This is a genomic window from Nonomuraea recticatena (assembly GCF_039533245.1).
Taxonomy (GTDB): domain Bacteria; phylum Actinomycetota; class Actinomycetes; order Streptosporangiales; family Streptosporangiaceae; genus Nonomuraea; species Nonomuraea roseola.
This window is the reverse complement of the sequence record NZ_BAAATE010000006.1, coordinates 253,890-269,078: the sequence shown is the minus strand read 5'-3', so window position 1 is coordinate 269,078 and position 15,189 is coordinate 253,890. Positions and strand designations below refer to the sequence as shown.

General features: G+C 70.1%; 10 protein-coding genes. 3 read left to right on the top strand and 7 right to left on the bottom strand.

Going from position 1 to position 15,189, the window contains the following annotated elements; all coding sequences use genetic code 11:
* The first annotated feature begins 92 nt into the window (after positions 1-92).
* The gene (locus ABFX50_RS15295; protein WP_346146906.1) at positions 93-914 is read left to right on the top strand and encodes a chorismate mutase; all 822 of its coding nucleotides are present in this window, start codon (positions 93-95) and stop codon (positions 912-914) included.
* Here ABFX50_RS15295 and ABFX50_RS15290 read toward each other — a convergent pair.
* Positions 865-2,244 carry an amino acid permease gene (locus ABFX50_RS15290; protein WP_346146904.1) on the bottom strand — a complete coding sequence of 460 codons (1,380 nt, stop codon included), beginning with the start codon at positions 2,242-2,244 and terminating at the stop codon, positions 865-867. The genes ABFX50_RS15295 and ABFX50_RS15290 overlap by 50 nt on opposite strands.
* A 184-nt stretch (positions 2,245-2,428) precedes the next feature.
* Here ABFX50_RS15290 and dnaE point away from each other — a divergent pair, with 184 nt between their 5' ends.
* A complete protein-coding gene (gene dnaE / locus ABFX50_RS15285; RefSeq protein WP_346146902.1) occupies positions 2,429-5,956 on the top strand; it encodes a DNA polymerase III subunit alpha in 3,528 nt (1,175 codons plus the stop codon).
* Positions 5,957-6,019: 63 nt separating this feature from the next.
* Here the strand turns inward: dnaE and ABFX50_RS15280 are convergent, their stop codons facing one another.
* Together ABFX50_RS15280 and murA are read right to left on the bottom strand one after the other, a co-directional pair.
* Positions 6,020-8,218, bottom strand: a complete 2,199-nt coding sequence (locus ABFX50_RS15280; protein ID WP_346146900.1) for a transglycosylase domain-containing protein — start codon at positions 8,216-8,218, stop codon at positions 6,020-6,022.
* Positions 8,219-8,276: 58 nt separating this feature from the next.
* Positions 8,277-9,587 (bottom strand): UDP-N-acetylglucosamine 1-carboxyvinyltransferase, encoded by a 1,311-nt coding sequence (gene murA / locus ABFX50_RS15275; protein WP_346120841.1) that lies wholly within the window; start codon positions 9,585-9,587, stop codon positions 8,277-8,279.
* Positions 9,588-9,653: 66 nt separating this feature from the next.
* On the opposite strand from murA, the gene ABFX50_RS15270 reads away from it, so the two are divergent.
* Complete coding sequence (locus tag ABFX50_RS15270; protein ID WP_346146897.1) at positions 9,654-10,172, top strand: hypothetical protein; 519 nt, start codon at positions 9,654-9,656, stop codon at positions 10,170-10,172.
* Here ABFX50_RS15270 and ABFX50_RS15265 read toward each other — a convergent pair.
* The 4 genes from ABFX50_RS15265 to ABFX50_RS15250 all read right to left on the bottom strand — a co-directional run bounded on the left by ABFX50_RS15265 (position 10,167) and on the right by ABFX50_RS15250 (position 15,029).
* Positions 10,167-11,537 carry an amidase gene (locus tag ABFX50_RS15265; RefSeq protein WP_346146895.1) on the bottom strand — a complete coding sequence of 457 codons (1,371 nt, stop codon included), beginning with the start codon at positions 11,535-11,537 and terminating at the stop codon, positions 10,167-10,169. The genes ABFX50_RS15270 and ABFX50_RS15265 overlap by 6 nt on opposite strands.
* Before the next feature lie 235 nt (positions 11,538-11,772).
* The gene (ybaK, locus tag ABFX50_RS15260) at positions 11,773-12,270 is read right to left on the bottom strand and encodes a Cys-tRNA(Pro) deacylase (protein ID WP_346146893.1); all 498 of its coding nucleotides are present in this window, start codon (positions 12,268-12,270) and stop codon (positions 11,773-11,775) included.
* A gap of 18 nt (positions 12,271-12,288) precedes the next feature.
* On the bottom strand, positions 12,289-13,755 hold the full coding sequence (locus ABFX50_RS15255) for an amidohydrolase family protein (protein ID WP_346146891.1): 1,467 nt from the start codon (positions 13,753-13,755) through the stop codon (positions 12,289-12,291).
* Complete coding sequence (locus tag ABFX50_RS15250; protein ID WP_346146889.1) at positions 13,752-15,029, bottom strand: MFS transporter; 1,278 nt, start codon at positions 15,027-15,029, stop codon at positions 13,752-13,754. The genes ABFX50_RS15255 and ABFX50_RS15250 overlap by 4 nt, the downstream gene beginning before the upstream one ends.
* Between the last annotated feature and the right edge of the window lie 160 nt (positions 15,030-15,189).

Below are 15,189 nucleotides of genomic sequence, written 5' to 3'. Positions count from 1 at the left end.
GGCGACAGGCAGAGACCCGAGGTCTCTGCCCTTTTTGTTTCCTGGAGACCCCGCCGGCTCCGTTGGGACCGGCTTGAGCGATGGGAGCCGAGATGACCTCCACTCTCGAACCGAGGACCGTCACCCGCTGGGTCAGCCTGCGTCCCCACCACGGGCGGGTGCCCGCCGAGGACCTGGTCGACGGCCCCCTGTACGTCGAGCCCTTCTCCGCCGCCGACCTGCCGGCGATCGCCGAGCGCGCCGCCGGCGTGGTGGTGGGTTCGGCGTGGATGCAGGACTTCCAGCTGGTGCGCGCCGTGGCCAGGCTGGGCCTGCCGGTGATCGTGCAGCGTGGCCATTCGGCCACCCTCGAGGAGTGGCTCGGCATCGCCGACTACTGCGTGGCCGAGGGCAACGACCAGGTGGTGCTCTGTGAGAGCGGCACCCGCACCCACCTGAGCCACGTCGCCCTCGACCTGACCCTGCTGCGCGCCGCCAAGGCCAGGTCGGGACGGCCGGTGCTCGCCGACGTCTCAGGCGACCCCTCGCTGGCGCCGGCCGCGATCGCCGCGGGCGCCGACGGCCTGCTGCTGTCGCCGTCGGCCTCCGACGCCGAGGTGGCCGCGGCCCGCGAGGCCGTGGCCCTGTTCGGCGCGCTGGCGGTGCGCGAGAGCCCCTCCACCCTGCCCGAGGCGCGCGAGGCCATCGACAGGGTCGACGCGGCCCTCGCCGTCCTGCTCGAACGGAGGGCCGAGCTCGCGGGCGTCGTGCAGTCGCTCAAGCCCGTCGGCGGGTTCGCGGGACGCGACATGGAGCGGGAGCGTCAGCTCGTGGCGGCGATGGCCGAGCGCGCGCCCAAGCTGGGCGCGGAGCGCCTGGCGCCGATCATGAACGCGGTGATCGAGGCGGGGCTGCGCCTCGCCGAGGAGCGCTGACCAGCTTCCATCCCACGGCGATCGCCGCGACCAGCGCGGGAATGAGGAAGAAGGCCACTCTCTGGTTGTCGTCGGCGAAGGCCATCAGCACCACCACGAGCGCGAGGAACCCCAGCGTGAACCAGTTGCTGTACGGCGTGCCCGGCATCGCGAACTCCGAGCGGTGCCCGGTACGGCGCAGCCGCAGCTGGCAGTAGACCAGCGTCCCCCACGTGGTGATCACTCCGAGCGAGGCGACGGCGGTGGCGATGTCGAAGGCCCGCTGGGGCACGAAGTAGAACAGCGCCACCCCGGCGAGGAAGACCGAGGCGGTCAGCATGATGCCCCCGACGGGCACGTGCCTGGAGCTGAGACCGCCGGTGAAGCGCGGCGCCTCGCCCTTGAGCGCCATCGCCCGCAGGATGCGCCCCGTGGAGTACAGGCCCGAGTTGCACGAGGAGGTGGCGGCGGTGATGACGATGAGGTTCATCGCGTCGGCCGCCCACGGCACGCCCAGCTTGGCGAAGACCGTGACGAAGGGCGAGGTGCCGGCGCTGTAGAACGTCCACGGCAGCACCATGGTCAGCAGCAGGATCGAGCCGATGTAGAACAGCGCGATGCGCCACACCACGCCGTTGACCGCCTTGGGCATCACCTGCCTGGGGTTCTTGGTCTCGCCCGCCGCGATGCCGACCAGCTCGATCGAGGCGTAGGCGAAGACCACCGCCTGCAGGCTCATGAGCACGACGGGCAGGCCGTTGGGGAAGAACCCGCCGTGCGCGGTGAGGTTGCTCACCCCCGCCCTGGTGCCGCCGACGTCCATGCTGAACAGCACCAGGGCCAGGCCGACGACCAGGAAGGCGCAGATCGCCAGGACCTTCAGCAGCGCGAACCAGAACTCGAGCTCGCCGAAGAGCTTGACCGACACCAGGTTGACCACCAGCACGAAGACCAGAGCGATCAGCGCGGTGAGCCACTGGGGGAAGCCGGGCGCCCAGTAGGCGACGTAGGTCGCGATCGCCGTCAGCTCGGCGATGCCGGTGAAGGCCCAGTTGATCCAGTACATCCAGCCGCTGGCGAAGGCGGCCCACGGCCCGATGAACTCGCCCGCGTACTCCACGAAGGAGCCCGAGGTGGGCCGATAGAGGACCAGTTCGCCCAGTGCGCGCATGACGAAGAAGGCGGCCAGGCCGGCGACGGCGTAGGAGAGCACCAGCGCGGGACCGGCGGCGGCGAGCCTGCCGCCCGCGCCGAGGAACAGGCCCACGCCGATGGCGCCGCCGATCGCGATCATCTGGACCTGGCGGTTGCCGAGGGCGTGGGAGTAGCCCTCGTCGGACTGTGCGCGCACCGTTTCTCCTTTGTCACGGAAACGATATATGCGCAGGTAGAGGCCGGTCTCAGGGGCTCGCCGTGCAGTCTGTAGCGGAGGCCGTACACCTCGTCAGGGGCTGGTGGCGCGGGCCGGAAAAGTCGGTGCGGCCCATTAGGCTCAGAGCCTGCACATCCGGTCTCGATGGAGGAGGCGCCGCTCCATGTCGTCCAGTGACTCGTTTGTACACCTGCACGTGCATACCGAGTACTCCATGCTGGACGGGGCCGCGCGCCTCAAGCAGATGTTCAAACAGGTCGGCGAGCTCGGCATGCCCGCCATCGCCATCACCGACCACGGCAACATGCACGGCGCCTACGACTTCTACCGGCAGGCCACCGGCGCGGGCATCAAGCCGATCATCGGCATCGAGGCCTACGTCGCGCCCGAGCTGCGGCAGAACAAGAAGCCGGTGCTGTGGGGCGAACCGCACCAGAAGAAGGACGACGTCTCAGCCGGTGGCTACTACACCCACATGACGATCTGGGCGCGCAACAAGGCCGGCCTGCACAACCTGATGCGGCTGTCCTCCCGCGCCTACACCGAGGGCTTCGTGCGCAAGTGGGCGCGCATGGACGCCGAGATCCTCGCCGAGCACTCCGAGGGCCTCATGGCCACCACGGGCTGCCCCTCGGGCGAGGTCCAGACCAGGCTGCGCCTCGGCCAGTACGACGAGGCGGTCAAGGCCGCGGCGAGGTACCAGGAGATCTTCGGCAGGGACAACTACTTCCTCGAGATCATGGACCACGGCCTCGACATCGAGCGCAGGGTCCGCGACGGGCTGACCAGGATCAGCAAGGAGCTGGCCATCCCGCCGCTGGTCACCAACGACTCCCACTACACCTACGAGTCCGACGCGGCCTCCCACGACGCCCTGCTGTGCATCCAGACCGGCAAGCAGCTGTCCGACCCCGACCGCTTCCGCTTCGACGGCTCCGGCTACTACATCAAGGACGCCGACGAGATGCGGGCGGTCGACTCCTCCGACCTCTGGCTCGAGGGCTGCCGCAACACGCTGCTCGTGGCAGAGAAGGTCGACCCCACGGGGTTCTTCGAGTTCAAGAACCTCATGCCGACCTTCCCCGTCCCCGACGGGATGACCGAGGAGGAGTTCTTCCGCCAGGAGGTGTGGAAGGGCCTGGAGCGGCGCTTCCCCGGCGGGATCGACGAGGAGCACCGCGCCTGGGCAGAGAAGGAGCTCGGGGTCATCATCCAAATGGGCTTCCCGAGCTACTTCCTCGTGGTCGCCGACTTCATCATGTGGGCCAAGAACAACGGCATCCGCGTGGGCCCCGGCCGTGGTTCGGCGGCAGGCTCGCTGGTCGCCTACGCGCTCGGCATCACCGACCTCGACCCGATCCCGCACGGCCTGATCTTCGAGCGCTTCCTCAACCCTGAGCGCGTCTCCATGCCCGACGTCGACATCGACTTCGACGAGCGCAGGCGCGCCGATGTGATCCGCTACGTGACCGAGAAGTGGGGCGCCGACAAGGTCGCCATGATCGCGACTTTCGGCACCATCAAGGCGAAGGCTGCCATCAAGGACGCCGGTCGCGTCCTCGGCTATCCCTACGCGCTCGGCGACAAGGTCTCCAAGGCCTTCCCTCCCGCGGTGATGGGCAAGGACATCCCGCTGGCGGGCATCTTCGACAAGGACCACCCGCGCTACGCCGAGGCGGGCGAGCTGCGCAGGCTCTACGAGGAGGACGTCGACGTCAAGGCGACGATGGACCTCGGCAGGGGCCTGGAGGGTCTGATCAGGCAGACCGGCGTGCACGCCGCGGGCGTCATCATGTCCGCCGAGGTGCTCACCGACTACATCCCCATCATGCGCCGCGACTCCGACGGCGCGATCATCACGCAGTTCGACTACCCGACCTGCGAGACGCTCGGCCTGCTGAAGATGGACTTCCTGGGCCTGCGCAACCTCACGATCATCGACGACTGCCTGAAGGCCATCGAGCTCACCACCGGTGAGAAGATCGAACTGCTCGACCTGCCCCTCGACGACACCAAGACCTACGAGCTGCTGGCCCGCGGTGACACGCTGGGCATCTTCCAGCTCGACGGCGGCGGCATGCGCTCGCTGATGCGCCTGATGCGCCCCGACAACTTCGAGGACATTTCCGCGGCGCTCGCGCTCTACCGGCCAGGCCCGATGGGAGCCAACTCCCACACCAACTACGCGCTGCGCAAGAACGGCCAGCAGGAGATCACCCCGATCCATCCCGAGCTTGAAGAGCCGCTCAAGGAGATCCTCGACACGACCCACGGCCTGATCGTCTATCAGGAGCAGGTCATGGCCATCGCGCAGAAGGTGGCGGGCTACTCGCTCGGCGGCGCCGACCTGCTGCGCCGCGCGATGGGCAAGAAGAAGAAGTCCGAGCTGGACAAGCAGTACGAGTTCTTCGAGAAGGGCATGAGGGAGAACGGCTTCTCGCCCGCCGCCATCAAAGCCCTGTGGGACATCCTGCTGCCGTTCTCCGACTACGCCTTCAACAAGGCCCACACCGCGGGCTACGGCCTGGTCGCTTACTGGACCGCCTATCTCAAGGCCAACTACCCGGCCGCCTACATGGCCGCCCTGCTGTCGAGCGTCAAGGACGACAAGGACAAGTCGGCGCTCTACCTCAACGAGTGCCGTCGCATGGGCATCAAGGTCTTCCCGCCGGACGTCAACGACTCCGACTTCGACTTCACCCCGCGCGGCACCGACATCCGCTTCGGCCTGTCGGCCGTCCGCAACGTCGGTGGCAACGTCGTCGACGGCATCATCACCGCCCGCAAGGAGAAGGGCCGCTTCGCCGACTTCAAGGACTTCCTGCGCAAGGTCCCCGCGATCGTCTGCAACAAGCGCGTGATCGAGTCGCTGATCAAGGCGGGCGCCTTCGACTCGCTCGGGCACGTCCGCAAGGGCCTGGTCATGGTGCACGAGCAGGCCGTCGACGCGATCATCGACATCAAGAAGAACGAGGCCATCGGCCAGGACTCCCTGTTCGGCGCCGTCGACGGCGGCGAGGACCAGACCTTCGACGTGCAGGTCCCGGTGGGCGAGTGGGACAAGAACACCCTGCTGCAGTTCGAGCGGGAGATGCTCGGCCTCTACGTCTCCGACCACCCGCTGTTCGGCGTGGAGCACATCCTCGCCTCGGGGGCCGACTGCTCGATCGCCGCGCTGCAGGACGACAGCCGCTCCGACGGCCAGGTCGTCACGGTCGGCGGCATCCTGTCGGGCGTGCAGCGCAAGGTCACCAAGAAGGGCGACACCTGGGTGCTGACCCAGCTGGAGGACCTCGAAGGCGCGATCGAGGTGATGATCTTTCCGTCGGCCTACCAGCTGTGCTCGACGATCCTGGCCGAGGACGCCATCGTCTTCGTCAAGGGGCGCATCGACAAGCGTGAAGACGTCGCCAAGATCATCGCGATGGAGGTGACCGCTCCTGACCTGACCGTCGAGTCGGGCGGCCCGCTGCTGGTCAGCCTGCCGCTGAGCCGCTGCACCCCGCCGGTGGTCGGCAGGTTGAAGGAGATCCTCGTCACCCACCCCGGCACCTCCGAGGTGCACCTCCAGGTGCACAACGGCCCCAAGACCACGGTCATGCGGGTGGAGGACCGGCTACGGGTGACGCAGTCGCCCGCCCTCATGGGCGATCTGAAGGAGCTGCTCGGCCCCGCCTGCCTCGGCGGCTAGGCCTGGGCGCACGCTCGGCACGGGCCAAGTCCGACGACGGGCGGAACAACCTCATCCCTGCGGCTAGTGGTCGGGTCGGTGGCGTCTGCTCAGCCAGCGGTAGTACTGGCGGTAGCTGTCGCGCAGCTTCCTGAAGTGGCGCCGGTGGGAGGCCTGGCGCTGCTCGGCGCGCTTCTCCGCGGCCAGGGCCTCCGCCAGGCCGGGGGTGTGGCCGCCGCCGAAGCGCGACATGTCCGGGTGGACGAAGGAGGTGGGGCGGGTGTCGCGCAACGCCGCCTCCATCGAGGCCACCCAGATGGGTCCGGGTAGCGATGCGCCCTGCACCTGGCCGTACGACTGGCCGCCGATCTCCACCCCGCGCAGCGGGTAGCGGTAGGAGCCGCGGATGTCGCCCACGCTCACCGCGGCCGCCAGGTCGGGGGTGTAGCCGGCGAACCAGGCAGAGGTGTAGCCGTTGTTGGTGCCGGTCTTGCCCGCCGCGGGCCGCCCGATGCTCTGCCCCTTCATCGTGCCCTGGGAGAAGACGCCCGACAGGATGTGGTTGACCGCGTCGGCCACGTCGCGCTCCAGCGCCTGCTCGCAGGAGGGAGGCACCCGGGTGCGCAGCCCCTCCCTGTCGACGATCTCCACGATCGCGACCGGACGGCAGTAGCGCCCTCGCGCGGCGAAGGCGGCGAAGGCGCCGGCGACCGTGAGCGGGTCCATCTCGTTGACGCCGAGCGTGAAGGTGGGCACCTCCCGCAGCGGGGCGCCGTCGGCTCTGGCGACGCCCAGCGACCTGGCCGTCTCGACCACGTTGCACAGGCCGACCCTGCGCTCCAGCATCATGTAGAAGATGTTCACCGACTTCCAGGTGCCGGTGGACAGGCTGTGCGGGCCGCCCTTCCCCTCACCGCTGGCGTTGTAGATCTTCGTGGTGGGCGCGTTGACCGGCTTGCCCGCGCAGTTCTTGTAGCCCTCGGAGGGGACGAACATCCCCGGCGTCTTGAACCCCTGGTCGAAGCGCCAGCCCTGCTTGAGCGCCGTGGCCAGCGTGAACACCTTGAACGTCGAGCCGGCCTGGAAGCCCATGCCGCCGCCGTGCCGCACGTCGGCCGCCAGGTTGAAGGTGGTGTGCGGCCCGTTGTCCCTGTCGCCGGCGTTGCGGCCGAACTTCTTGCTGGCCGCCAGCGCCCTGATGCGTCCCGAGCCGGGCTCGACCATGGCCTCGGCCGCGACCTCGGTGTCCTCGGCGCTCACCCTGGCCGCGATCGCCCGCTCGGCGGCGCGCTGGGCCACGGGGTCGAGGGTGGTCTTCAGCACCAGGCCGCCCCTGGCCATGCGGCGCTGCCGCTCTGCCCTGGTGCCGCCGAAGACGGGGTTGGACAGCAGCTCACGCTGCACGTAGAGGCAGAAGTAGGGGTAGGCGCTCTCGGCGCAGCCACCCGGTTCTGGCCGCAGCCTGATGGCCAGCGGCGCCCGTTTGGTGGCCGTCGCGGTCGCCTGGGAGATCATGCCCAGCCCCGCCATGCGGTCGAGCACGGTGTCGCGGCGCTCGCGCAGCCGCGCCCGGTGGGCCCTGCCCAGCGAGGGATCGGTCGAGTACGGCAGGCGCACCGCCCCCGCCAGCGTCGCCGCCTGCGCAAGCGTCAGCTCGTCGGCCGAGGTGGAGAAGAAGCGCCTGGCCGCCGCCTCGACGCCGTAGGCGCCCGCCCCGAAGTAGGCGATGTTGAGATACCGCTCGAGGATGTCGTCCTTGCGGTACTTCTCCTCCATCGCCAGCGCCAGGCGCAGCTCGGTGATCTTGCGGGCGATGTTCGGGGCGCGCGCCGCCTCCCTTTCCTTCTCGCTCTCGGCGTTCTCGACCAGGATGTTCTTCACCAGTTGCTGCGTCAGCGACGAGCCGCCCTGCTTGATCCCGCCGGCCTGGGTGTTGGCGATGATCGCGCGTAGCGTGCCCTTGAAGTCCAGCCCCGCGTGCTCGTAGAAGCGGGCGTCCTCGATCGCGACGATCGCCCTGCGCATCACGGGAGCGACCCGCGAGAGCGGCACGGTGGTCCTGTTGGCCTCGTAGAACTGGGCGAATCGCTTGCCGTTCTTGTCCAGCAGCGTGGTGAGCTGTGACAACGGCTCCTCGCGGGGTGCGGGAGGCAGGTCGATGAGGGTGGACGCGGCGGTGCGCGTGGCGATCCCCGCTCCGCCGACGGCGGGAACCACCACCGCCGCCGCGAGCACGCCTCCGAGCGCGCCCGCCATCCCGAGCCCGGCGACGGATTTGATCACAGTCACTCAGATGGTCTGCGACCGGCCGAACCCGGCCAAACACCTGGTTCTCCAGCCTTTACCCTTCTCTGCGGATATTCAGACCGAGCAAGGCGAACTGCTCGAACGGCCGGTGGTAGCCCCGCTCGATGTGCTGGACGCCGCGCAGCCGTGACGTGCCGTCGGCCACCGCGGCGGCCAGCACGGCGGAGAAGCCCGCCCTGATGTCGGGCAGCATCACGTCGGCGCCGCGCAGCTTGGACACCCCGCGCACCACGGCCGAGTGCTTGGCGTTGGTGTCGTGGTAGCGGCAGGCGGGGCCGCCCAGGCACTGGTCGAACACCTCGATCTCACAGCCCATCTCCTGCAGCGCGGGCACGTAGACCAGGCGGTTCTCGAAGACCGTCTCGTGCAGCACGGACATGCCCTGGCTCTGGGTGAACAGCACCATCAGCGGCGTCTGCCAGTCGGTCATGAACCCGGGGTGGGTGTCGGTCTGCACCGCGGCAGAGCGCAGGCCCTCTGGCGGCGCGGTCGCGCAGATGTAGTCGTCGTTGATCTCGAACTGGGCGCCCATCCTGGCCAGCGTGGTGATCGCGGTGACGAGGCGGTCCTGGGGGCAGCCGTGCACGCGCACCTCGCCCCTGGTGATGAGTCCGGCGGCCAGGTAGGAGAAGGCCTCGATGCGGTCGCCCGACAGCCAGGTCTGCGCCCCGTGCAGCTCGGGGACCCCCTCGATGACGATCCTGCGGTCGGGGGAGAGCTCGATCCTGGCGCCCATGCGCTGCAGGAACAGCGCCAGCTCCACGACCTCGGGCTCCATCGCCGCGTTCTTGATCACGGTCTTGCCCTCGGCCAGCACCGCCGACATCAGGATCGTCTCGGTGGCGCCGACGCTCGGGTAGGGCAGCTCGATCCTGGCCCCCCGCAGTCTGGTGGCCTTGGCGTAGATGCCGTCCTCACCCACCTCGACCTCTGCGCCCATCGAGCGCAGCGCCTCGACGTGGAAGTTCACCGGGCGACGGCCGATCGGGTCGCCGCCGACCAGGGGCACGAACGCCTCGCCCGCCAGGTGCAGCAGCGGGCCGAGCATGAGGATCGGGATGCGGTTCAGGCCGCTGAAGGCATGGGGCACCTGCGGCCTGATCTCCTTCCCCTTCTCGATCCTGATCTCCTGTTCGTTGATCTTGACGTGGATGCCGAGGGCTTCGAGCATCGCCGCGGTGATGCCGACCTCGCCCACCTCTGGAGCGTTGTGGATGCTGCTCTCGCCGGTGCCGAGCATGGCCGCCACCATGTGCTTCGACACGCCGTTCTTGGACCCGCGGACCTCCACGTCGCCACGCAGCGGACCTGAGGGCTCGATCAGCCAGACCTTGTCTTCAATCACGGCACGAGCCTAACCGGGGGATACCATCGAGCAGGTTCGGACACACTTGTGAGGGGGAGTGGCCTGGTGGGGCATGTGCGGGCTTTCGCGGTGACCGTTCTCGCGCTTGCCACTCTCGGCGTCCCTGCGGGGCTGGTGTGGTCGCTGATCGCGCCGCGCGCGCCGTACGCGCTCACCGGCGAGGGGCCGGTGCTGGCCGATCCCGCGACCCAGAGCCTGATCGCCGCCGACGGCTGGTACGCCGTGATCACCGGCGCCCTCGCGCTGGTATGCGCGGTCGTGGCGTGGAACCTGGCCAGGACCCGACGACTGGAGGTCCTGCTCGGGCTGGCCGCGGGTGGCGGGCTCGCGGCGTTCGTCACCTACTGGGTGGGCACCACCTTCACCCTCGGCGCGGTCACCGTGGAGGCTCAGGCGCTCGGGCCCGGCGTGAAGGTGGTGGCGGGGGCGCTGGAGCTGACCGCCAAGGGCGTGCTCGTCACCTGGCCGCTGCTGGCCGTCGGAATGTTCGGCATCATGGAGGCCGTCGTGGCCTACCGCGAGTCGCCGCTGCGCAGGCCGTACGGGGAGATCGAGCGGCTATAGGGACGGGCGGCGGGTGCCGTGCCCCGTGGCCTGTTCGAAGGCGTGCGCCACGCGCAGCACGCCGGCGTCGTCGAAGGGACGGCCGACGATCTGCACGCCCACGGGCAGCCCCGTCGAGGTGAACCCGGCGGGCACCGACGCGGCGGGCGCGTGCAGGACGCTGATCCAGTAGGCCGAGCGCATCCAGGTCAGGTAGTCGGGCAGCTTCACGCCGTTGATCTCCTCGACGTACGGCTGCTCGACGGGGAACGGCGGCACCTGGCTGACCGGCGCGACCAGCACGTCGTAGGTGTCGAAGAAGGCGGCCATCCGCTGGTAGAGGCCGCTGCGCAGCTTCTCGGCACGGGCGAGGTCGGCCCCGGTGACCAGACGGCCCTGCTCGACGTTCCACGCGGTGTTGGCGCCCAGGCCGCTCAGCTCGCCGAACGACAGCGCGTAGTACCAGGCGCGGTAGATCCTGAAGGCGTCGTCGGCGTCGGACAGGTCGAGGTCGACCTGCTCCACCTGCGCGCCGAGCCGCTCGAACACCTTGGCGGCGGAGGCGGTCACGGCCGCGGTCTCGTGGTCCACGGGCAGCCCGCCCAGGTCGGGGCTGAAGGCCACCCGCAGGCCGCGCACCGGCGCTTCCAGGTCGGCGGCGAAGGGCTCCTTGATCGAGTACGGCGAGCGCGGGTCGAATCCCGACATCACGCTCATCATCAGCGTCAGATCCTCGACCGTCCTGGCCATCGGCCCCGAGACGGCGAGGGTGTACCAGGCCGCGGTGTCGGAGATGTCGGGCACCCGTCCAGGCGTCGGGCGCAGGCCGACCACGTTGCAGAAGCTCGCGGGGTTGCGCAGGGAGCCGCCCATGTCCGAGCCGTCGGCCAGCGGCACCATCCCGGTCGCCAGCGCCGCGGCGGCGCCTCCGCTGCTGCCGCCCGCCGACCTCGACAGGTCGTACGGGTTGCGGGTGGCGCCGAAGACCTCGTTGACGGTGTGGGAGCCGGTGCCGAACTCGGGCGTGTTGGTCTTGCCGATCGCGATGGCCCCCGCGTTCCTGAGCCTTTCGACCAGGATGTCGTCGCTGTCAGGGACGTGGTCCGCGAACAGCGGCGAGCCGTACGTGGTCCTGACGCCCGCGGTGTCGACCAGGTCCTTGTGCGCGACGGGCACGCCGTGCAGGGGGCCCTTCGGCTCGCTCGCGTCGGCGGCGGCCGCGGCCTCAAGCGCGCGGTCGGCGACCAGGGTCACGATGGCGTTGACCGCGGGGTTGACCTGCTCGATGCGGGCCAGATGGGCCCGCATCAGCTCCACGGCGCTGATCTCGCGGGCCCTGAGCAGGCGGACCATCTCGGTCGCTGTGAGGTAGTGCAGTTCGGTCACGTCTGCGATCCTGCCCCATGCCCCGCCTCGGGGCCACGGCAGCCCTTGCCGTGTTCCCCCGTCCCTCGTCGTCAGCTCGCAACCGAAGCCCGCCCACTCCCAGAAGAGCCGGGCCGAGCCCGGCGCCTCCATCACCGAGAGGACGGGCCCGACGTCCGGCCTTCGTTTCCCGGAGATCGGGGACGACGTGCGATGGCCTGTTCGTCCCGGAGAACGGGGCCGGAGTGGGGCGGGGTCAGCCGGTCTTGGCGATCGGGGCCGTCGCCGCTCTGGTGAGGTCGACCAGGTTCTTCGGCGAGGTCTCGATCTGCAGGCCCCGCTTGCCCGCCGAGAAGTACACCGTGTCGAACTCCAGCGCCGAGGAGTCGACCACCGTCGGCAGCTGTTTGCGCTGCCCGAGCGGGCTGATGCCGCCGACCACGTACCCCGTGACCCGCTCGACCTTCGCCGCGTCGGCCATCGCCGCCCGCTTGCTGCCGAGCGCCGCCGCGAACGCCTTGAGGTCGAGCTTGCCCGCCACCGGCACCACCGCCACCGCCAGCCCGCTCTCCACCTCGGCCACGAGGGTCTTGAAGATCCGGTCGTACGGCAGGCCGAGCGCGTCGGCCGCCTCCTCGCCGTAGGCCTGCGCGTTCGCGTCGTGCTCGTACGGATGCAGGGTGAAGTCGGCCCCCGCCTTGGTCAGCGCGACCGTCGCGGGGGTGCCCTGCCCGCCCTTCTTCGCTTTGCTCACGACACCCGATCGTAACGATCAGAGAGCGGTGACGGGCCTGCCGGGCAGCGACTCGGGCAGCAGCTCGCCGTCGCGCACCACGAACTCGCCGCCCACCACGACGTGCGCGAACCCGGCCGAGGGCAGGATCGTCGACTCGTAGGTGGCGCGGTCGGCGACCGTCGAGGGGTCGAAGACGGTGAGGTCGGCGTCGCAGCCGGGCTGGACCCTGCCCTTGCGGCGCATCGCGGGCACCCCGACCACGTCGGCGGGCACGAGCGTGCACCTGCGGACGGCCTCGGCCAGGCTCAGCAGGCCCTTCTCCCGCACCAGGACCCTGAGGACGCGCCCGTAGGTGCCTGCCGTACGGGGGTGGGAGACGACGCCCTCCGGCAGCGGCCACGCCGTAGGGTCGGCCGCGCCCGAGCGCCAGAGCAGGGGCACGGCGTCGGTGGCCACGGCGGCGTCGGGGAAGGTGAGGGCGCGCTCGATGAAGGCGAACTGCGCGGGGTCGTGCTCGTCGAGCAGGTGGACGAAGACCGCGGCCCCCGGGTCGCGCCGTCTGACCTCGCGCAGCGCCGCCTCGTCGGCCAGGCGGCCCTCCGCGCCGAGCAGGCCGAGCGAGTGCGGCGTGAGGCCGCGGCGGTGCAGGATCTCGGGGGCCAGGAAGGCGGCGCCCACGCCGGTCATGCCCGCGCCGTACGGGTAGGCCTCGGTGGTGACCCGCGCGCCCTCGGCGCGCACCCGCTCGACCAGCCCGAGCACGCGGTCGACGTGCTGGATCGAGGTGCTGTTGACGTGGCAGTAGTGCATGTGCGCGCCGGTCTCCGCGGCCGCCTTGACGATCTCCTCCGCGCCGTCGATCGGCGTGGTGGCGTCGAGCTCGACCAGCTCGCGGGCGTGCGTGTAGGTGGGCAGCCCCGCGCGGGCGGCCAGCGCCGCGACGGCCAGGTACTCCGAGGGGTCGATCCTCGGCGCGTAGCCGACCAGGATGCCGATGCCCAGCGCGCCGTCGGCCAGGTCGCGCTCCAGCATCCCGACGATGCGCCCGACCGCGGCGGCAGGGGCGGGACGCTGCCACTCGGGGCGGCCGATGTTGGCCATGAAGTCGTCGATGTCGCCGCCCGGCCGAACCCCCGCCAGCACGGCCATGCGCGCGACCGCCCACGAGGTGGCGAAGCCGTAGTTGAGCGGCCTGCCCTCGGCCGCCGCCTGCCGGTAGGCCGCCGCCACCGGGTAGCTGCCCGCCTCCAGCTCCAGCACCGTGGTCACGCCGTCGAGCGCCTGCAGCCGGTGCCCGGCCTGGTCGGCGCTGTGGCTGTGCAGGTCGATGAATCCGGGGCAGACCACGAGTCCTCGTACGTCCACCACCGTGACGCCGGCCAGCGGGGTGGCCGACACCTCCCGCACCTGCCCGCCCGAGACGCCGACGTCGCGCACCGCGTCGAGGCCGGTCTCGGGGTCGATCACCCTGCCGCCGCTGAGCACCAGGTCGTAGGTCGTCACACGGTCTCCTTCGTCGCGAGAGAGAACTGCTCGGGGCGCTGCGGCACGAACGCCGCGATGAGCGCGCCCAGGACGGTCGTGCCGATGAGCAGTCCGAAGGCCGCGGTGTAGGAGAAGCGGTCCACCAGCCATCCCATCACCACGGGCGCGAGCACGCCTGCCACCTGCCCGCCCACGTTGACCACGCCCATGCCCGAGCCGATGATCGCGGGAGGCAGGGCCCTGAAGGGCATGCCCAGGATGCCCATCGTCGACAGCCCCGCCACCGCCAGGGCGAGCGTCTGGTAGATGGTGAAGCCCGCGGCGCTGTCGGCGCGCAGCATCAGCACCAGCAGGACGGCGGTGCACAGCAGCAGCGGGATCACGTACAGCCGCGCCCTGTCGTGGAAGAACCTGTCGAACAGCCAGCCGCCGACGAACGTGGTCAGGCACATCACCAGACCGGGGATGGCGGCGAGCACGCCGGTGTTCAGCAGGGAGATGCCGCGCTCCTCCATGAGGTAGCTGGGCACCCAGGTGATCATGCCGTAGCCGAGCATGTTGGTCGCGCAGAACAGGGCGGCGAACTTCCACACCGAGGGAGAGCGGATCACCAGGGCCAGCCCGCCGCCCCCGCTCGCCGTCTGCCCCGCGATCCGGTCCGAGCCGCTGAGCCCGGCGGGCAGCGCCTTGGGCATCAGCGCCCACAACGCGACACCGATCAGCACGCCCGCCACCGCGACCACCCAGAAGGTGTGCCGCCAGCCGAAGACCAGCAGCAGTGGCGCGACCACCAGCGGCGCCAGACCCGCGCCCAGCTGGTTGGAGGCCAGGATCGACCCCGCCGCGGTGGCTCGGCGTTCCGGTGTGGTGCGCTCGGCCAGCGCCTTGAACGACGCTCCTGGAAACAGCCCCTGACCCACTCCGAACAGCGCCCTGATCACCAGCAGCGACACCAGCCCCCACGCCAGGCCGGTCAGCGCCGTGAACGCGGTCCAGAGCACCAGGGAGACCACCAGCAGCCTGCGCGAGCCGAACCGGTCGGCGAGCACGCCGCCCGGCACCTGGCAGAGGAGATAGACCAGAGAGAAGACGGTGATGAGCCAGCCCTGCTCGGTCTTGCTGAGCGCGAACTCCTGCCCGATGTACGGCAGCGCCACGGCCATCATGACGCGGTCGACGTAGTCGATGATCCACACGCCCATCAGCAGGCCGACGGTGACGGTGGCGGTCCTGCGTACCCGTGCGGGGGTCCATTCGTCGAGGCGGACGGCGGACGTTTCGATGGAACCCAAAGCGCGACCTCCGGATCGCTCGTTGCGTTCCCGTCACCCTCTGTCAGCGCGCGCGACGGCGCTTCGTCCCACAAGACGAAAGTCCGGCCGAAGGTCGTGAGAGGGGACGAACGCCCGCCTTTCCGGGGCGAAACGCGTCCCGCATGGTGGACACGACGGG